Here is an 18012-nt window from a genome sequence, read left to right on the forward strand (position 1 = left end):
CACCGCGGCGGTATCGCACGATGGTGGCCTGCTCGCGGCATATCAGCCCACCGGCGAGGCCGGCAAACCCGCCGACGACATGTTCGCCAGCTACGACGAAGCCGTCGATGCCGACGGGCGGGCACGCCCGAACTACAAGACGGCACTGAAGACGATCGAGGGCCTCGGCGTCGATGTGTTGCGCGCCCGCGACCGCGACATCGAGCAGGAACGCCGTGCCGGCAACGTCACGTTCCGGGCCGCCGGGCACAGCCGTGTGCAGGTGAACCCGCTTGATCTGGTGCCGCGAATCGTGACCGCCGACGAGTGGGCACAGCTGTCCCAGGGCCTCGCGCAACGAGCCAGGGCGCTGGACGCCTTCCTGCGAGACGTCTACTCCGAGCAGGCGATCCTAGCGGACGGCGTGCTCAGCGCGCAGGTTCTCGACCGCTCGCCCGGTTTCCGTTCGACCGGCCGACTGGCCGGCGACGGCGTGCGTGCGCACATCAGCGGCATCGACCTGGTGTGCGACCGCGCGGGTAACTGGATGGTGCTGGAAGACAACCTGCGCATCCCGCCCGGTGTGGCGTACGCGATCGTAAACCGCCGGCTGCTTGGCAAGTACCTGCCCGAGCTGCCACCGCCGGGCGGGGTCGCCGATCTGGACCGGGTCGCGCACCTGCTGCTGGAGACGCTGCGGGCGGCGTCCCCACCGCGCACTCCCGATCAGCCGACGGTCACCCTGTTGTCGGCCGGCCGCGACGACCCGGGCTGGTTCGAACACGGATTCCTCGCCGAGGAGATGGGCGTTGCACTGGTCGCGCCATCGGACCTGTCGGTGCGCGATCGCAGGGTGTTCCGCCACGGCGGTTCCGGCGGTTCTCCGGTCGACGTCATCTATTCGCGGATGTACGAGGACATGCTGCTTTCATCGACCGGCCACGATGGCGCGCCGCTGCGGTCCGGACTGCTCGAGGCGCTGGACGCCGGCAACCTCACCATCGTCAACGCGCTGGGTAACGGCGTCGCCGAGGACAAGGCGGTCTACCCGTTCGTCCCCGCCATGATCGAGTACTACCTCGGGGAGAAGCCGGCGCTGGCGCAGGTGCCGACGTGGGTCTGCGCCGAACGCGAGCAGCGCGATTACGTGCTGGATCATCTGGGCGAGCTGGTGGTCAAGCCGACCGACGGGCTCAGCGGCAGCGGCGTGCTGATCGACCCGGAAGCCACCGACGCCGCGATCGAGGCGCGCCGGCGCGAGCTGCTCATCCAACCGGAGCGGTTCGTCGCCCAGCAGCTGGTGGCACTCTCAACGCACCCAACCTTCGATGACGATGGGCTCTACCCGCACCACGTCGACCTGCGCGCGTTCGTCCACCTACGACAGGCACCCCGCGGCCCGGTGACGGCGAAAGTCCTGCCCGCCGCCCTGACCCGAGTGGCCAGCCGAGGGTCGCGGATAGCGAACTCGTCGTCGGGCGCCAGCAGCAAGGACACCTGGATCTTCACCGACGGCTAGCGACCTGGCCGCTTTCCTGCTCACGCTTGATTTCCAGTGCGATGTCGATGAGCTGATCTTCCTGGCCACCGATGAGCTTGCGCTGACCGGCCCGGTGCAAGAGCTGATGCGCGGGAACACCGTAGCGCTCGGATTGGCGAACGGCGTGCTTGAGGAAGCTGGAATACACCCCGGAGTAGCCCATGATCAGCGCATTGCGGTCGAGCAGGCATTCGGCGGGCATGGCCGGGCGCACCACGTCTTCGGCGGCGTCGGCGATGTCGAAGAAGTCGATACCGGTCTTGACGCCGATCTTGTCGAACACCCCGATCAGGGCTTCGACCGGCGCATTGCCCGCGCCCGCGCCGAACCGGCGCACGCTGCCGTCGATCTGCTTGGCACCGGCACGCACCGCCTCTACCGAGTTGGCCACCCCCAGGCCGAGGTTCTCATGCCCGTGAAAACCCACCTGGGCGTCCTCGCCGAGTTCGGCGACCAGCGCGGCAACCCGGTCGGCGACGCCGTCGAGCACCAGGGCGCCGGCGGAGTCGACGACATAGACGCACTGGCAGCCGGCGTCGGCCATGATGCGAGCCTGGGCGGCCAGTTTCTCGGGCGCAATCGTGTGCGCCATCATCAAGAACCCGACGGTTTCCAGGCCCAGCTCGCGGGCCAGCCCGAAATGCTGGATCGAGACGTCGGCCTCGGTGCAGTGGGTGGCAATCCGGCAGATGGATCCACCGTTGTCTTGCGCTTCTTTGATGTCTTCTTTGGTGCCGACCCCGGGCAGCATCAAAAACGCGATCTTGGCTTCCTTGGCCGTCTGGGCGGCCAGCTTGATCAGTTCCTGCTCGGGGGTTTTGGAGAAGCCGTAGTTGAAGCTCGACCCGCCCAGCCCGTCGCCGTGGGTCACCTCGATCACCGGCACCCCGGCGGCATCCAGGGCCGCCACGATGGCGCCGACCTCCTCCTTGATGAACTGGTGGCGTTTGTGGTGCGACCCGTCGCGCAACGACGTGTCGGTGATGCGCACATCCCAGATCCCGGTCATCGCTTTCCTCCTGACACGGCCAGCGTCTCCTTGGCGATCTCCTCGCCGACCTTGGTCGCCGCCGCGGTCATGATGTCCAGATTGCCCGCATAGGGCGGCAGATAATCGCCAGCGCCTTCGACCTCGACGAACGTGGTCACCACCGCCTGGCCACCGGAGTTGATCGACGGCTCGTCGAACTGCGGCTCGTTGAGCAACCGGTACCCGGGCACATAGGTCTGCACCTGGGCCACGACCTCATGAATCGAGGCCGCGATCGCGTCGCGGTCGGCGTCTTCGGGGATGGCGCAAAAGATCGTGTCCCGCATGATCATCGGCGGATCGGCCGGGTTCAAAATGATGATCGCCTTACCGCGCCGGGCGCCGCCGATCGTCTCGACACCTTTGCTGGTGGTCTTGGTGAACTCGTCGATGTTGGCCCGGGTCCCGGGCCCTGCCGAGACCGAGGCCACCGACGCCACGATCTCGGCGTAGGGAACCCCGCCCAGATCGGCAACCGCTCGCGACACCGCGTACACGATCGGAATGGTCGCCTGTCCCCCACAGGTGATCATGTTGACGTTGGGGGCATCCAGGTGCTCGCGCAGGTTGGCCGGCGGAACCACCGCGGGACCCACCGCCGCCGGCGTCAAGTCAATCGCCCGGATTCCGGCGGCCGCATACTTCGGCGCCGCCGCCTTGTGCACATAGGCACTGGTCGCCTCGAACACCAGATCGGGCTTGTCCGACTGGGCCAACAGCCAATCCACGCCCTCGTGGGTGGTCTCCAGGCCCAACTTGCGGGCCCGCGCCAAACCCTCACTCTGCGGGTCGATCCCCACCATCCAGCGCGGTTCCAGCCAGTCGGATCGCAGCAGTTTGTAGAGCAGGTCGGTGCTGATATTTCCGGACCCAACAATGGCCACACTTGCCTTCGACGGCATGTTGCTCCTTTTACCGCTCTCGATGTTCGAAACTAGTTCGGCACTATTGGAACGACAAGCGAACCGAACCCAGGCCCGTGAAATCGGCGACGAACTCGTCACCGGCGTTCGCGTCGACGGCGAACGTGCACGACCCCGGCAGCACGATGTCGCCCTTGCGTAACCGCACGCCAAACCCCTCGACCTTGCGGGCCAACCACGCCACCGCGGTGGCCGGGTTGCCCAGCACCGCGTCGCTGCGCCCCTCGGCGGCCAGCTCGCCGTTGCGAGTCAGGACCGCGTCGATCGCCTTCACGTCCACCTCCGCCGGGGACACCCGCGCCGCACCCAGCACGAAGCCCGCGGCCGATGCGTTGTCAGCGATGGTGTCGCAGATCTTGGTCTGCCAATCCTTGATCCTGGTGTCGATCAACTCGATCGAGGGAACCAGGGCCTCGGTGGCCGCCAGCACGTCGTCCTCGGTGCAGTCGGCGCCCGGCAGGTCGGCGGCCAGGATGAAGCCGACCTCGACCTCCACCCGGGGATACAGGTAGTTCGCCGTCCGCACCGGGGCGTCCTCGAACACCCGCATGTTGTCGAGCAGGTGCCCGTAGTCAGGCTCGTCGACACCCATCATCTGCTGCATCACCGGCGAGGACAGGCCGACCTTGTGGCCCACCACTCGGCCTCCTTCGGCGACCCGCCGACGAATGTTGATCAGCTGGATCTGGTAGGCGTCGACCACGTCGATATCCGGGTAGGACGGCGTCAACGGGGTTATCGGCTGACGGCTGCGTTCGGCTTGCGCCAAGTCGGCGGCAATCTTGTCCCGGGTCGAATCAGCCAGCATCTCCCGAAGTCCCCTCGTCTTTCTGGCATCGTGATGACCGGGCCAGTAGCGCCCGACCCCCGCAATTCTATAACGTGTTCTACATGACATCACAGGACTACGACACATCACAGGACTACGACGTCGTCGTGGTCGGAAGCGGCGGCGCCGGCATGGTGGCTGCCCTTGCCGCCGCACACAAGGGCCTCTCGACAGTAGTCATCGAGAAGGCCGCGCACTACGGTGGCTCGACCGCACGCTCGGGCGGCGGGGTATGGATTCCCAACAACCAGATCCTCAAACGCGCCCGCGTCTCGGACACGACCGAGGCGGCACGCACCTATCTGCACGGCATCATCGGCGACTCATCGGTCAGCGGGGTCGAACCGGAGCGCATCGACACCTATCTCGAGCGTGGGCCCGAGATGTTGTCCTTTGTGCTCGAGCACACGCCATTGAAAATGTGCTGGGTGCCCGGCTATTCCGACTACTACCCCGAAGCACCGGGCGGACGCTCCGGCGGCCGCTCCATCGAGCCGAAGCCCTTCGATGCCCGCAAGCTGGGCGCCGACATGGCCGAGCTAGAGCCGGCATACGGCAAGATTCCACTCAATGTCGTTGTGATGCAACAGGACTACGTGCGCCTCAACCAGCTCAAGCGTCACCCCCGGGGGGTGCTGCGCAGCATGAAGGTGGGCGCCCGCACGATGTGGGCCAAGGCAACCGGCAAGAACCTGGTCGGCATGGGACGGGCGCTGATCGGGCCGCTGTGCATCGGGCTGCAGCGCAAAGGCGTTCCGGTGCAGCTGAACACCGCACTCACCGACCTCTACCTCGAAGACGGCGTGGTGCGCGGGATCTACGTTCGCAGTACAGACGCGCAGGAATCGGAGGAGCCGCAACTGATTCGGGCCCGCAAGGGGGTCATCCTGGCTTGCGGCGGCTTTGACCACAACGAGCAGATGCGGGTGAAGTACCAGCGTGCGCCGATCACCACAGACTGGACCCTGGGCGCCAAGGCCAATACCGGCGATGGCATCGTCGCCGCCGAAAAGCTGGGCGCCGCACTGGACCTGATGGAAGACGCCTGGTGGGGGCCAACGGTGCCGCTGGTCGGCAGGCCGTGGTTCGCGCTGTCCGAGCGCAATTCTCCGGGCTCGATCATCGTCAACATGTCAGGACAGCGATTCATGAATGAGTCGATGCCCTATGTGGAGGCCTGCCACCACATGTACGGCGGCCAGTACGGTCAAGGCCCGGGACCCGGTGAGAACATTCCCGCCTGGCTGGTATTCGATCAGCGTTACCGCGACCGCTACATCTTCGCGGGACTGCAACCCGGCCAACGTATTCCACGCAAGTGGCTGAATTCCGGGGTGATCGTCATGGCCGACACGCTTGAAGAGCTGGCCGCCAAGGCGGGACTTCCGGTCGATGAACTCACCTCGACCGTGTCGCGTTTCAACGGCTTTGCGCGCTCCGGGGTCGACGAGGACTACCACCGTGGCGAGAGCGCCTACGACCGGTACTACGGCGACCCGACCAACAAGCCCAATCCGAACCTGGGCGAGATCAACCACGCCCCGTACTACGCCGCCAAGATGGTGCCCGGCGACCTGGGCACCAAGGGCGGTATCCGCACCGATGTCAACGGACGGGCGCTGCGCGACGACGGCAGCATCATCGACGGCCTTTACGCCGCCGGCAACGTCAGCGCGCCGGTGATGGGGCATACCTATCCCGGACCGGGCGGCACCATCGGGCCGGCGATGACATTCGGCTACCTGGCCGCGCTACACATTGCGGGAGACCGTTGAGATGCCGATTGACGTAGCCGTCGCGCTGAGTGCTGAGCTTGACCCGATCGAGTTCTCTTGGGCCAGCTGTGATGTGCAGCTCTATCACCTGGGCCTGGGCGCTGGGGCGGATCCGATGGACCCCCGGGAACTGCGTTATCTGGTTGATGACACACCGCAGGTGTTGCCGACCTTCGGCAATGTGGCGGCAACCTTCCACGCCACCAAGGCGCCAACGGTCCAATTTCCCGGCATCGATATCGAGCTGAGCAAGGTGCTACATGCCAGCGAGCGGGTGCAAGTGCCCGCGCCACTGCCGCCGGCGGGCTCCGCGCGGGCCATCACCCGGTTCACCGATATCTGGGATAAGGGTAAGGCCGCGGTCATCTGGAGCGAGACGACCGTGACCACACTCGACGGTGCGCCACTATGGACGCAACGGCGATCGGTCTATGCCCGCGGCGAAGGGGAATTCGGTGGCGACCGTGGGCCTTCCGGTGGCGGGGCCGCTGATGCGGCACCACAACGGGCGCCCGATCTGGAGCTCGCGATGCCGATCCTGCCGCAGCAGGCCCTGCTGTACCGACTCTGCGGCGATCGCAACCCGTTGCATTCGGATCCCGAATTCGCCGCGGCCGCGGGCTTTCCCAAGCCCATTCTGCATGGGCTGTGCACCTACGGCATGACCTGCAAGGCGATCACCGACGCACTGCTCGACGCGGACGCGACCGCGGTCGCCGGCTACGGTGCCCGCTTTGCGGGTGTGGCCTTCCCCGGCGAGACGCTCACCGTCAACGTCTGGAAGGACAACGAACGCTTCCTGGCTAGCGTTGTCGCGCCCGGGCGCGACAACGCTGTGGTGCTCAGCGGAGTGGAGCTGACCCCGGTCTAGCCGTCAAGCGGTCTCGCGGTCTCGCGCCCGCCCAGTTCGCCACGCCCGAGTGTCACGCTGGCGTGGCGGTCGCGTGCCAGGGCCACGCTAGCGTGACGCTCGGCGCACCAGCGCGGCCCGTACCCGCCGCAGGATGTCGGTGGGCCGATCGCCCGCAAGCACTCGGATGACCGTCCATCCGAGTCGCTCGAGGATCTCCTTTCGCCTTATGTCCCAGCTATATTGCCGCCGGTCGTTGCGGTGCTGTTCACCGTCGTACTCAACGGCGACCATCAGCTCCTCCCATCCCATGTCGAGATAAGCGACAAGCTCACCCCATTCGTCGGCGACGCGGATCTGAGTTTGCGGTCGAGGAAGACCATCGTCGAGCAGCAACAGTCGCAGCCAGGTCTCTTTGGGCGACTGAGCTCCAGGATCCGCCCGCTCGACCGCCCTGCGCGCCCGGCGGATCCACCGCCGGGTCGGATAGCGGTGCAGGAGCGTCTCGATCTGGGCCCGTCCCACATCGGCGGCGCGCATCAGGGAATCGATTGCGGCCACAGCTTCGCCCGTCGGGTACCAGCAGCCCAGGTCCAGCGCGGTGCGGGCCGGCGTTGTCACGGGTATGCCGCCGATCTGCATGACTTCGTCAGTGGCGATCCGGTCGCCGCGGGCTCGAATGCCCGGCCTCGGGTTTCGGTTGACGTGCAGAATGTCCAGCGGCGCATCGGGATCGACCCATCTGGCTCCGTGCAGCGCGGAGGCCGACAGTCCGGCGACAATGCCCCGGCGTCGTGACCACAGCCAGCCCGCCCTGGCCCGGGCCTGGGGACTCAGCTCGGCGTCGCAGCGGATATAGACGTCCGGAAACAGCCTGTGGTACCGCGTTCGCAGCGCGCTCTTGCGGACCTCACCGCTGGCGACGGCTTCACTTCCCAGAAACGGCACTGCCATGGCGGCAGCGTTGCACGGACGGCCGCAGCCGTCACCTCAGCGCACCTCAACCATCCACAGCGTCACTCTATAGTGACGTTCGACAGCCCCAGCCACCCTAGCGTGACGCTGGGCGGCCTGCGATGGCGAACTAACCCAGGATCAGGCCGGACGTGGGGACGCCCGTACCCGCGGTAACCAGCACATGTTCGACGTCGGGCACCGGGTTCACCGAGGTGCCCCGCAACTGCCGCACGCCCTCGGCGATGCCGTTCATGCCGTGGATATACGCCTCACCCAACTGGCCACCGTGTGTGTTGATCGGTAGCCGCCCGCCTAGCTCGATCGCACCGTCGGCGATGAAGTCCTTGGCTTCGCCTTTGCCGCAGAATCCCAACTCCTCCAACTGAATCAGAGTGAAGGGGGTGAAGTGGTCGTAGAGCACCGCGGTCTGGATATCGGTCGGCTTGAGCCCCGACTGCTGCCACAGCTGCTGGCCCACCAAACCCATCTCCGGCAACCCGTCCAGCTCCGGGCGGTAATAGCTGACCATCGTGTACTGGTCCGGGCTGGAACCCTGTGACGCCGCCTCGATGATCGCCGGACGCTGCTGGAGATCCCGCGCGCGCTCGGCCGATGTCACCACGATCGCCACCGCGCCGTCAGTCTCCTGACAACAGTCCAGCAGCCGCAGCGGCTCGGCGATCCACCGCGAATTCTGGTGATCGTCAATGGTTATCGGCTTCTGGTAGAAGTACGCCTTTGGGTTCTTGGCAGCGTGCTTACGGTCGGCCACCGACACCGCCCCGAAATCGCGGCTGCTGGCGCCGGACAGGTGCATGTAGCGCTTGGCGATCATCGCGACCTGCGCGGCCGGCGTCGAAAGACCGTGTGGATAGGAGAAGGAATTGTCCACACCCGTCGAGTCGGCGTTCTCCGTCAACCGCGTCTGCACCTGGCCGAAACGCATGCCGGATCGTTCGTTGAAAGCCCGGTATGCCACCACGACGTCGGCTATCCCGGTGGCCACCGCCATCGCCGCATGCTGCACGGTCGCGCACGCCGCGCCGCCGCCATAGTGGATCTTGGAGAAGAACTTCAGCTCGCCGATCCCGGCCGCGCGTGCCACCGCGATTTCGGTGTTCGTGTCCATGGTGAAGGTGGTCAGCCCGTCGACATCGGCCGGACTCAGCCCGGCATCGTCGAGAGCATCCCGTACCGCCTCGGCCGCCAGCCTCAGCTCACTACGACCAGAGTTCTTGGAAAAGTCCGTGGCGCCGATACCAACGATGGCGGCCTTGCCCGAGAGCATCAGGCACCCCCAACCGTCAACGTCACTGTCGCGATCACATGGTTGCCAAGGCTGTTGCTACCCACAACCTTTACCGTTATCAGGCCGTCCTCGATCGCGGTCACCTCGCCGGAGAAGGTCACCGTGTCGTAGGCGTACCACGGCACCCCCAACCGCAGTCCGATCGACTTGATCAACGCCGAGGGGCCCGCCCAGTCGGTCACATAGCGCTGCACCAAGCCGGTGTCGGTGAGGATGTTGACGAAGATATCCTTCGATCCCTTTGCCTGCGCCTTGTCACGATCGTGATGCACATCCTGAAAGTCCCTGGTGGCCAGGGCCGTCGAGACAATGAAGGTGGGATCGCCGTGGAGTTTGAGCTCGGGCAGCTTGGTACCGACATCCATTGTTGGGGCGCTCATGCGTCAGGCTCCCATGCGTAGAGGGTCCATTCCGGTCCACTGGCACCGGCGGGAAAATCGATGTAGACGGTGCGAACCGGCATTCCGATCTCGACCTGCTCGGGCTCGACGTTGCGCAGCTCGCCCAACATGCGCACGCCCTCGTCGAGCTCAACCAAAGCGATCACGAAAGGCAGTGTGCGGCCAGGGACCTTCGGGGCGTGATGCACCACGAAACTGAACACCGTGCCCGTTCCGGTGGACACCACATAGTCGATGGGCTCGGCCTTGTCCTGCCATACCGCCGGCACTGGCGGATGCTGCAGGCTGCCGTCCGGACGCCGTTGGATCCGCAGCTCGTGGGCTTTCACCCCGTCCCAGAAGAACGCGGTGTCACGCGACGACGACGGACGCATCATCGCATCGGGGTCCAGATCGTCGGGAACGTTGGTCGGCGCCGACTCGGTGCGGGGCTTGAATTTGAGAATGCGCCAGTTCATTTCAGCGACGTCTTCGTCACCAACCTGCCAGATGATGTGCTGGTTGATGAACCAGCCCTCACCCAGCGCGGTCTGTTTGGGACCGACTACGTCACCCAATTCGGCGCTGATGCTGACCAACTCGCCAGGTTGCAGATAGCGGTGGTAGGTCTGCTCACAATTGGTGGCGACCACCCCGATATAGCCGGCGTCGTCGAACAGCTTGATGATCGGCGGCAATGGATCATCGTCGGCGCGAACTCCGCTGAGTCCCATCATCGTCCACACCTGGATCATCGCCGGCGGCGCCACAATTCCCGGGTGCCCGACCGCGCGGGCAGCGGCATCATCGGCATATATGGGGTTTTGGTCGCCGATGGCCTCGACCCAGTTGTTGATCATCGGCTGGTTCACCGGATCCCGGCCCGCCCGCGGTTTACTGGGCCCCGCCGCCTTGACCTGCGCGACGATCTCGCGAATGTCGCTCATCGCGGCACCCGGGGCACTTTGAGGCCGGCGGCCGCGATCATCTCCCGCATGACTTCGTTAACCCCTCCGCCGAAGGTGATGACCAGATTGCGTTTGGTCTGCGCGTCCAGCCACTCGAGCAGCTCGGCCGTATCAGACTCGGCAGGGTTGCCGTACTTGCCGACGATTTCTTCGGCGAGCCGGCCAACTCGCTGAACACGCTCGGTGCCAAAAACTTTCGTTGCCGCAGCATCAGCGACGTTGATGTTCTCACCCGCGGCGGCCACCTGCCAATTGAGCAACTCGTTGATCCGCCAGGTCGCGTGGATCTCACCGAGAGCCCGCCTGACGTCGTCGTGGTCGATCGGCGTGACACCGTCCCCACCCGGTTTGGCCGCCCATGCCCGCACCCTGTCATAGATGCTGGCGAATCGGCCGGCCGGGCCCAGCATCACCCGCTCGTTGTTGAGTTGCGTGGTGATCAGGCGCCAGCCGCCGTTGGGTTCACCGACCAACATGTCTGCCGGCACGCGCACGTCGTTGTAGTACGTGGCGTTGGTGTGGTGCGCGCCGTCGGACAGGATGATCGGCGTCCACGAGTAGCCGGGATCCTTGGTGTCGACGATCAGAATCGAGATGCCTTTGTGTTTAACCGCTTCCGGATCGGTGCGGCAGGCGAGCCAGATGTAGTCGGCATCGTGGGCGCCGGTGGTGAAGATCTTCTGGCCGTTGACGATGTACTCGTCACCCTGACGTACCGCCGTGGTTCGCAGGGATGCCAGGTCGGTGCCGGCTTCCGGCTCGGTGTAGCCGATCGCGAAGTGCACCTCACCCGCCAGGATGGCCGGCAGGAATTTCTTTTTCTGCGCGTCGCTGCCGTATGCCTGCAGGGTGGGTCCCACCGTCTGCAGCGTCACCGCGGGCAGCGGCACGTCGGCCCGATGGGCTTCGTTGACGAAGATCTGTTGCTCGATGGGACCAAACCCAAGGCCACCAAATTCTTTTGGCCACCCGACTCCGAGCTTGCCGTCTTTGCCCATTCGGCGGATCACCGCGCGGTATGCCGCGTTGTGCCGGTCCTTCTCCATCGCCTTCATCTCATCGGAGGAGATCAGGTTGGAAAAGTATTGTCGTAGTTCGGCTTGCAGCTGACGCTGTTCGGGGGTCAGGTCGATGAACATTGCGCTCCCACCAGGTCTAGACGATGAGCGGGCCCGCCCAGGAGCCGGGACAGGTCTTTGATCGTGGAGTAGTACCGGTGCATAGGATAGGTGACGTCCATCCCCATCCCGCCATGCAAGTGGTGGCAGATCTGCATGACCGGCGGCGCCTGCGAGGTCACCCAGTACCCGAGGACATCGAGGTCATCGCCGGTCTGCGGATCGTTTTCCCGCCCTGCGGCCAGTCGCCAGATCACCGATTTCGCCGCCAAATCGATGGTGCGCGAAGCGATGTATACCTCAGCAAGCTGCGCGGCAACCGTCTGGAATGTCGATAACGGCTTGCCGAACTGCTTGCGGTTGGCCACATAGTCAGCGGTCAGGCGCAGCGCTCCCGCCACCAGCCCGTCGGCGTAGGCGCCCAGCATCGCCAACGCCAACTGATTGACCCTGGGCGTGGTGGCGCCGGCCAGGACGTCGGATTCGGATACCACCACGTCATGAAACGACACCGTGTATTCGACGGATCCGTTCGATGTCGGCGTCTGGACCAGCTGCACCCCATCGGCTTTCGGTGATACCACCACGACCGCACCGTCAGCGGTCACGATCAGCCAGTCGGCCTGCCCGGCGTAGGCGACGCCGAGTTTGGTCCCGGACAACCGCCCATTGGCGAACCTGGTCGCGGGCCGGTCGGGTAACGCGACCCCGGGCTCGTTGAGCGCGGCGCTCAACACCGCGCCCTTGGCGACACCGGCCAGGATCCGATCCTGCTGAGCCTCGGAAGCCAGGGCGAGCAGCGGCACCACGCCCAGGCCCAGGGTTGCCAGCGCGGGCGTGACGGCGCCGTGGCGTCCCACCTCGGCGAGCACCGTGGAGACCTCCAGCAGGCCTACCCCATCGCCACCGAGGCGTTCGGGCACGGCAAGCGCCGTCACACCCCCGTCGACCAGCGCAGTCCAGGTCAGGTCACGCGCCAGGACCGACGTAACGACGTCGGCCACGGCTTGTTGTTCTGCGGTGGGCTCGAAGTCCATCGTTGGTATCAACTCCGTCAATGTGAAACCGGGCACTTGCCGGTGTAGTCAACCTGCCAATGCTTGATTCCGTTGAGCCAGCCCGATCGTAGCCGCTCCGGCGCCGCAATCGGCTTCAGGTCCGGCATGTGATCGGCGACGGCGTTGAAGATCAGGTTGATGGTCATCCGAGCCAAGTTAGCGCCGATGCAGTAGTGCGCACCCGTACCGCCGAATCCGACGTGTGGGTTCGGGTTGCGCAGGATGTTGAAGCTGAACGGGTCTTCGAACACCTCTTCATCGAAGTTGGCCGAACGGTAGAACATCAGCACCCGCTGGCCCTTCTTGATCTGCACGCCGCTGAGCTCGTAGTCCTCCAGCGCGGTGCGCTGGAACGAGGTCACCGGAGTCGCCCATCGCACGATCTCGTCGGCCGCGGTCTCCGGACGCTCCCGCTTGTAGAGCTCCCACTGCTCGGGGTTGTCGGCGAACGCCATCATCCCCTGGGTAATCGAGTTGCGGGTGGTCTCGTTGCCGGCAACGGCCAGCATCACCACGAAGAACCCGAACTCATCGTCGGAAAGCTTTTCACCGTCGATGTCGGCCTGGATCAGCTGAGTCACGATGTCGTCGCCGGGGTTCTTGGCCTTTTCTTCGGCCATCTTCATCGCGTAGCCGATCAACTCCACCGAGGAGGCCTTCGCGTCGATATGCGCGAACTCGGGGTCCTCGGTGCCAGTCATTTCGTTGGACCAGTCGAACAGCTTACCGCGATCTTCCTGTGGAATGCCGAGCAAACCCGCGATCGCCTGCAGGGGCAGCTCACACGACACCTGCTCGACAAAGTCGCCCGACCCCGCGGCCGCCGCCGCCTTCGCGATGTTCTGGGCGCGGTCGTTGAGCTCGTCGTGCAGACGTCCGATCGCCCGGGGGGTGAAACCACGCGAGATGATCTTGCGCAGCCGGGTGTGGTGCGGCGCATCCATGTTCAGCAAGACGAAGCGCTGGACGTCGATGTCCTCACGCGCGATGTCGTTCTTGAACCTGGGGATCACCCCGTTTTCGTAGCTCGAGAACACGTCGCTGCGCCGAGACACTTCCTTGACGTCCTTGAGCTTGGTAATCGCCCAGAAGCCGCCGTCGTGAAAACCGCCGCCCTGGCCAGGAAGTTGGTCGTCCCACCAGATGGGCTCAGAGGATCGCAGCTCGGCAAACTCTTCGACAGGCAACCGCTCGGCGTAAATGTCGGGGTCGGTGAAGTCGAACCCAGGCGGAAGGTTGGGGCAAGGCACGCTAGTTCTCCTTAGTGACGAATCCCTCTTGCGGGGCGTGTCTGGCGATCCCAGGACACTAGTTGTCCTAGTGATGCTCTATTGCCAGTAAAACATGGCTTCACCGCTGACAAAAGGCAGCGAACCATCGTCGCTTGTCAGAGTAATGAAACGTGTTCTAGCCTGACCACATGGGTAACCCGGTAATCGTAGAGGCGACGCGCAGTCCAATCGGCAAGCGCAACGGATGGCTGTCAGGCCTGCACGCCACCGAGTTGTTGGGGGCGGTTCAGAAGGCATTGGTGCACAAGGCCGGGCTCTCGTCGGGTCTACAACCCGGAGATGTCGAACAGGTCATCGGCGGTTGCGTGACGCAGTTCGGGGAGCAGTCCAACAACATCAGCCGAGTGGCGTGGCTGACCGCCGGCCTTCCCGATCATGTCGGCGCCACCACTGTCGACTGCCAGTGCGGCAGCGGCCAGCAAGCCAACCATTTGATCGCCGGCCTGATCGCGATCGGGGCCATCGACATCGGCATTGCCTGCGGGATCGAGGCGATGAGCCGGGTGGGCCTGGGCGCCAACGCCGGGCCGGACCGCTCCGCAATCCGGGCCAAGTCCTGGGACATCGACATGCCGAACCAGTTCGAGGCCGCCGAGCGCATCGCCAAGCGCCGCGGGATCACCCGCGAAGACATCGACGCGTTCGGACTCGAATCCCAGTTGCGCGCCAAGCGCGCCTGGGACGAACACCGCTTTGATCGCGAAATCTCACCGATCGAGGCCCCAGTGCTCGATGAGCAGAAGCAGCCCACCAGCGAGCTGCACATGGTCTCTCGGGACCAGGGTCTGCGCGACACCACCATGGCGGGCTTGAATGAGCTCAAGCCGGTAATGGAGGGCGGCATTCACACCGCGGGCACGTCATCGCAGATTTCTGACGGCGCGGCCGCCGTGTTGTGGATGGACGAGGAAAAGGCCAGGGCACTCGGTTTGCGCCCACGCGCCCGCATCGTCAGTCAGGCGCTCGTGGGCGCCGAGCCGTACTACCACCTGGACGGGCCGGTGCAGTCGACGGCAAAGGTGCTCGAGAAGGCCGGGATGAAGATGGGCGACATCGACATCGTGGAGATCAACGAGGCTTTCGCATCGGTGGTGCTGTCCTGGGCGCGGGTTCACGAACCCGAGATGGCCAAGGTCAACGTCAACGGCGGCGCGATCGCCCTGGGCCACCCGGTGGGATGCACCGGCAGCCGGTTGATCACCACCGCACTGCACGAGCTGGAACGCGCCGACCAGAGCACCGCGCTGATCACCATGTGCGCGGGCGGAGCCCTGTCCACCGGCACCATTCTCGAGCGAATCTAGCCGTTCGGTGCGTGTCTCCGACGATCGTCGCATCGAGGCCGCGCAGGCCTACATCGACGCGCTGGTCACCCATGACGCCGCGGTGGTGCCGTTCGCGGCCGGCTGCACCCGGATCGAACAAGGCATTCGAAACGGGTTCTCCGGCAATCACCTGCGGCGCAGCCTCAATCGTGGACCGCAGTACCGGGTGATCGCCGATACGACGCCGCCGGACTACCGCATCGTCGGCGATCGGGTGCATGCGGAGTACGACGTGTTGACCAAGGCCGCTTTCGGGAGCCGCCGTATCGCCTCACGGGTAAACGAAACCTTCGTCATTCCCGCTGAGAGTCCGAGCGGCAAGGCCGAGATCCAGCACATCAACGTCCGTTTCCGCCCATTCATTCAGCGATAGCGTGAGGGCACCGGCCGCCGAATGACCCGCGCCGTCAGCCACCAGCGACCTTAGGATGTTGTCATGCCGAAATCACCTCCGCGGTTTCTGAATTCGCCCTACACCGACTTCTTCATCAAGTGGATGTCGCGCATCAACACCTTCATGTACCGCCGCAACGGCGGTGAGGGCCTGGGCGGCACCTTCCAGAAGATTCCCGTCGCGCTACTGACCACTACCGGCCGCAAGACCGGCGAGCCGCGGGTTAGCCCGCTGTATTTTCACCGCGACGGCGATCGGGTGATTGTCGCTGCGTCCAAAGGTGGTTCGGCAAAAAACCCGATGTGGTACCTCAACCTCAAGGCCAACCCCAAGGTGGGGGTGCAGATCAAAAAGGAAGTGCTCGACCTGACCGCGCGAGACGCCACCGACGAGGAGCGCGCCCGGTACTGGCCGAAGTTGGTGGACATGTATCCCTCCTATGAGGACTACCAGTCCTGGACCGACCGGACGATTCCGATCGTCGTCTGCGAGCCCTAGCCCGAGAAGAACGCCCGACGCTTGAATCGGTGTGGCCGGCGATGACTAGGCGCCGTACACCGGAACCGATGGCCTTGACTTGGCCAGCAGGTCGGCCACCACAAGGCGCAGCTCGGCGGGATCCCACTTGGCACCTTTGTCGACCTCGGGTCCGTGCGCCCAGCCTTCGGCTACCCGGATCACGCCGCCCTCGACCTCGAAGACCTTCCCCGTCACGGCACCGGCTTCGGCGCTGGCCAGCCATACCACCAGCGGGGAGACGTTCTCCGGAGCCATCGCGTCAAAACCCTCGTCGGGTTTGGCCATCATCTCCGCAAAGACCGTTTCGGTCATGCGGGTGCGGGCCGCGGGCGCGATCGCGTTGACGGTGACCCCGTAGCGCCCCATCTCGGCCGCGCCGACGAGCGTCAACGCCGCGATACCGGCCTTGGCGGCGCTGTAGTTGGCCTGCCCGACACTGCCTTGCAGTCCCGCACCGGAACTGGTGTTGATGATCCGTGCGTCAACGGCCTTGCCCGCCTTGGAAAGCCCGCGCCAATACGACGCCGCATGTCGCATGGTGGCAAAGTGGCCCTTGAGGTGCACGGCGATGACGGCGTCGAATTCTTCCTCGCTGGTGTTGGCCATCATCCTGTCGCGCACGATGCCGGCGTTGTTGACCAGAACGTCCAGGCCACCGAACGTATCGACGGCGGTCGAAATCAGGTCGGCCGCCTGCTGCCAGTTCGATACGTCGGATCCATTCGCGACGGCTTCGCCACCGGCCGCGGTGATCTCGTCGACCACACCGTGAGCCGCGCTGCCGCCACCGGCGGGCGAACCGTCCAGGCCCACCCCGATGTCGTTGACCACCACACGCGCACCTTCGGCCGCGAAAGCGAGCGCGTGCGCGCGCCCAATCCCGCCACCCGCTCCGGTGACGATGACGACCCGTCCGTCGAGCAGGCCCATACTCGTTGCTCCTCTTCCCGTTATTTGTTGGCGCTGGATGCAGCCAGATACGGCGGCGGCTCGCCGCCGCCGTGCACCTCGAGCGTGGCGCCACTAATATAGGAAGCCAGATCGGAAGCCACAAACGCTGCGGCCCAGCCGATGTCCGCCGGTTGCGCCAGCCGCCCCAACGGGACGGTGGCGGCCACCCGGGCGATCGATTCGGCGTCGCCGTAGAACAATTCCGACTGCTCGGTCGCCACCATGCCGACCACCAGCGCGTTCACCCGGATCTTGGGCGCCCATTCGACCGCCAGCGTGCTGGTGAGGCTCTCAAAGCCGGCCTTGGCCGCGCCGTAGGCGGCCGTGCCCGGCGTCGGACGACGCCCGCTGACGCTGCAGACGTTGACGATCGACCCGCCAGTTGGCTGTTCTTGCATCAGCCCATAGGCATGCTGCGAAACCAGTAGCGGCGCAAGTAGATTGAGTTCAACTATTTTGCTGTGGAACCTGGGGGTGGCCTCGGCCGCCAACGCGTAGGGCGACCCTCCCGCGTTGTTGACCAGCACATCGAGCCGTCCGTGCCGTTCGGCGATGGACCCCATCAGCCGCTTGACCGAGTCTTCGTCGCGGATATCGCAACAGTGAAACTCATGAGGCGAGTTCTCGACAGCCCGGCGCGCACAGGTGATCACCGTCGCGCCCTGCTCCGCAAAGACCGAGCTGATACCGGCGCCTACGCCGCGCACGCCGCCGGTTACCAGAACTACCCGGCCGACCAGTCCGAGGTTGATGGCTTGGGCTGCTTCGGCGCGGGTCACTGCGCAAGCGTACCAAGCAAGTGCTTGCTTAGGTAC

Annotated in this window: 17 protein-coding genes and 1 pseudogene; 6 read left to right on the forward strand and 12 right to left on the reverse strand. The window is 65.1% G+C overall.

Going from position 1 to position 18012, the window contains the following annotated elements; genetic code table 11:
• Positions 1-343: 343 nt before the first annotated feature.
• Positions 344-1498, forward strand: a pseudogene (locus MPSD_RS29960) (circularly permuted type 2 ATP-grasp protein); the annotation flags it as partial.
• On the opposite strand, the gene dmpG reads toward MPSD_RS29960, so the two are convergent.
• From dmpG to MPSD_RS25815, 3 genes are read right to left on the reverse strand one after another with little or no spacing between them, the layout of a single operon-like run.
• Positions 1485-2528 (reverse strand): 4-hydroxy-2-oxovalerate aldolase, encoded by a 1044-nt coding sequence (gene dmpG / locus MPSD_RS25805; RefSeq protein WP_012396545.1) that lies wholly within the window; start codon positions 2526-2528, stop codon positions 1485-1487. The pseudogene MPSD_RS29960 and the gene dmpG overlap by 14 nt on opposite strands.
• Complete coding sequence (locus tag MPSD_RS25810) at positions 2525-3451, reverse strand: acetaldehyde dehydrogenase (acetylating) (protein WP_015357385.1); 927 nt, start codon at positions 3449-3451, stop codon at positions 2525-2527. The genes dmpG and MPSD_RS25810 overlap by 4 nt, the downstream gene beginning before the upstream one ends.
• Positions 3452-3494: 43 nt before the next feature.
• On the reverse strand, positions 3495-4280 hold the full coding sequence (locus MPSD_RS25815) for a 2-keto-4-pentenoate hydratase (RefSeq protein WP_086085569.1): 786 nt from the start codon (positions 4278-4280) through the stop codon (positions 3495-3497).
• A gap of 83 nt (positions 4281-4363) precedes the next feature.
• Here MPSD_RS25815 and kstD point away from each other — a divergent pair, with 83 nt between their 5' ends.
• Both kstD and MPSD_RS25825 read left to right on the forward strand, forming a co-directional pair.
• On the forward strand, positions 4364-6076 hold the full coding sequence (gene kstD, locus MPSD_RS25820) for a 3-oxosteroid 1-dehydrogenase (RefSeq protein ID WP_086085575.1): 1713 nt from the start codon (positions 4364-4366) through the stop codon (positions 6074-6076).
• A gap of 1 nt (position 6077) precedes the next feature.
• Positions 6078-6947, forward strand: coding sequence for a MaoC/PaaZ C-terminal domain-containing protein (locus tag MPSD_RS25825; RefSeq protein WP_086085570.1), 870 nt, complete (start codon positions 6078-6080; stop codon positions 6945-6947).
• Positions 6948-7034: 87 nt separating this feature from the next.
• Here the strand turns inward: MPSD_RS25825 and MPSD_RS25830 are convergent, their stop codons facing one another.
• From MPSD_RS25830 to MPSD_RS25860, 7 genes are all read right to left on the reverse strand, one after another.
• A complete protein-coding gene (locus MPSD_RS25830; protein ID WP_020785736.1) occupies positions 7035-7880 on the reverse strand; it encodes a DUF559 domain-containing protein in 846 nt (281 codons plus the stop codon).
• 130 nt (positions 7881-8010) lie between these two features.
• Entirely contained in the window at positions 8011-9171 is a 1161-nt protein-coding gene (locus MPSD_RS25835; protein WP_012396551.1) for a lipid-transfer protein, read from the reverse strand.
• Complete coding sequence (locus tag MPSD_RS25840) at positions 9171-9572, reverse strand: MaoC family dehydratase (RefSeq protein ID WP_015357391.1); 402 nt, start codon at positions 9570-9572, stop codon at positions 9171-9173. The genes MPSD_RS25835 and MPSD_RS25840 overlap by 1 nt, the downstream gene beginning before the upstream one ends.
• On the reverse strand, positions 9569-10519 hold the full coding sequence (locus MPSD_RS25845) for a bifunctional MaoC family dehydratase N-terminal/OB-fold nucleic acid binding domain-containing protein (protein ID WP_015357392.1): 951 nt from the start codon (positions 10517-10519) through the stop codon (positions 9569-9571). The genes MPSD_RS25840 and MPSD_RS25845 overlap by 4 nt, the downstream gene beginning before the upstream one ends.
• A complete protein-coding gene (gene fadE29, locus MPSD_RS25850; protein ID WP_012396554.1) occupies positions 10516-11679 on the reverse strand; it encodes an acyl-CoA dehydrogenase FadE29 in 1164 nt (387 codons plus the stop codon). The genes MPSD_RS25845 and fadE29 overlap by 4 nt, the downstream gene beginning before the upstream one ends.
• Positions 11664-12695 (reverse strand): acyl-CoA dehydrogenase family protein, encoded by a 1032-nt coding sequence (locus MPSD_RS25855; RefSeq protein WP_020785734.1) that lies wholly within the window; start codon positions 12693-12695, stop codon positions 11664-11666. The genes fadE29 and MPSD_RS25855 overlap by 16 nt, the downstream gene beginning before the upstream one ends.
• A gap of 17 nt (positions 12696-12712) precedes the next feature.
• A complete protein-coding gene (locus MPSD_RS25860) occupies positions 12713-13966 on the reverse strand; it encodes a cytochrome P450 (protein ID WP_020785733.1) in 1254 nt (417 codons plus the stop codon).
• 170 nt (positions 13967-14136) lie between these two features.
• On the opposite strand from MPSD_RS25860, the gene MPSD_RS25865 reads away from it, so the two are divergent.
• From MPSD_RS25865 to MPSD_RS25875, 3 genes are all read left to right on the forward strand, one after another.
• Entirely contained in the window at positions 14137-15312 is a 1176-nt protein-coding gene (locus tag MPSD_RS25865) for a steroid 3-ketoacyl-CoA thiolase (RefSeq protein WP_086085572.1), read from the forward strand.
• Positions 15313-15319: 7 nt separating this feature from the next.
• Positions 15320-15706 (forward strand): DUF8021 domain-containing protein, encoded by a 387-nt coding sequence (locus tag MPSD_RS25870; protein ID WP_012396558.1) that lies wholly within the window; start codon positions 15320-15322, stop codon positions 15704-15706.
• Between the two features lie 63 nt (positions 15707-15769).
• Positions 15770-16225 (forward strand): nitroreductase family deazaflavin-dependent oxidoreductase, encoded by a 456-nt coding sequence (locus MPSD_RS25875; protein ID WP_015357397.1) that lies wholly within the window; start codon positions 15770-15772, stop codon positions 16223-16225.
• A 45-nt stretch (positions 16226-16270) separates the two neighbouring features.
• Here the strand turns inward: MPSD_RS25875 and MPSD_RS25880 are convergent, their stop codons facing one another.
• Both MPSD_RS25880 and MPSD_RS25885 read right to left on the reverse strand, forming a co-directional pair.
• Positions 16271-17176, reverse strand: a complete 906-nt coding sequence (locus MPSD_RS25880) for an SDR family oxidoreductase (protein ID WP_012396560.1) — start codon at positions 17174-17176, stop codon at positions 16271-16273.
• 20 nt (positions 17177-17196) lie between these two features.
• Positions 17197-17976, reverse strand: a complete 780-nt coding sequence (locus tag MPSD_RS25885; RefSeq protein WP_086085573.1) for an SDR family oxidoreductase — start codon at positions 17974-17976, stop codon at positions 17197-17199.
• Between the last annotated feature and the right edge of the window lie 36 nt (positions 17977-18012).

Source organism: Mycobacterium pseudoshottsii JCM 15466, from assembly GCF_003584745.1.
Classification (GTDB): Bacteria; Actinomycetota; Actinomycetes; order Mycobacteriales; family Mycobacteriaceae; genus Mycobacterium; species Mycobacterium marinum.

Coding starts and splice junctions, on each gene's coding strand:
- MPSD_RS25840 (WP_015357391.1), bottom strand. CDS start 9,572: ATGAGCGCCCCAACAATGGATGTCGGTACCAAGCTGCCCGAGCTCAAA.
- MPSD_RS25815 (WP_086085569.1), bottom strand. CDS start 4,280: ATGCTGGCTGATTCGACCCGGGACAAGATTGCCGCCGACTTGGCGCAA.
- MPSD_RS25830 (WP_020785736.1), bottom strand. CDS start 7,880: ATGGCAGTGCCGTTTCTGGGAAGTGAAGCCGTCGCCAGCGGTGAGGTC.
- MPSD_RS25835 (WP_012396551.1), bottom strand. CDS start 9,171: ATGCTCTCGGGCAAGGCCGCCATCGTTGGTATCGGCGCCACGGACTTT.
- MPSD_RS25865 (WP_086085572.1), top strand. CDS start 14,137: ATGGGTAACCCGGTAATCGTAGAGGCGACGCGCAGTCCAATCGGCAAG.
- MPSD_RS25875 (WP_015357397.1), top strand. CDS start 15,770: ATGCCGAAATCACCTCCGCGGTTTCTGAATTCGCCCTACACCGACTTC.
- MPSD_RS25855 (WP_020785734.1), bottom strand. CDS start 12,695: ATGGACTTCGAGCCCACCGCAGAACAACAAGCCGTGGCCGACGTCGTT.
- MPSD_RS25845 (WP_015357392.1), bottom strand. CDS start 10,519: ATGAGCGACATTCGCGAGATCGTCGCGCAGGTCAAGGCGGCGGGGCCC.
- kstD (WP_086085575.1), top strand. CDS start 4,364: ATGACATCACAGGACTACGACACATCACAGGACTACGACGTCGTCGTG.
- MPSD_RS25810 (WP_015357385.1), bottom strand. CDS start 3,451: ATGCCGTCGAAGGCAAGTGTGGCCATTGTTGGGTCCGGAAATATCAGC.
- dmpG (WP_012396545.1), bottom strand. CDS start 2,528: ATGACCGGGATCTGGGATGTGCGCATCACCGACACGTCGTTGCGCGAC.
- MPSD_RS25825 (WP_086085570.1), top strand. CDS start 6,078: ATGCCGATTGACGTAGCCGTCGCGCTGAGTGCTGAGCTTGACCCGATC.
- fadE29 (WP_012396554.1), bottom strand. CDS start 11,679: ATGTTCATCGACCTGACCCCCGAACAGCGTCAGCTGCAAGCCGAACTA.
- MPSD_RS25880 (WP_012396560.1), bottom strand. CDS start 17,176: ATGGGCCTGCTCGACGGACGGGTCGTCATCGTCACCGGAGCGGGTGGC.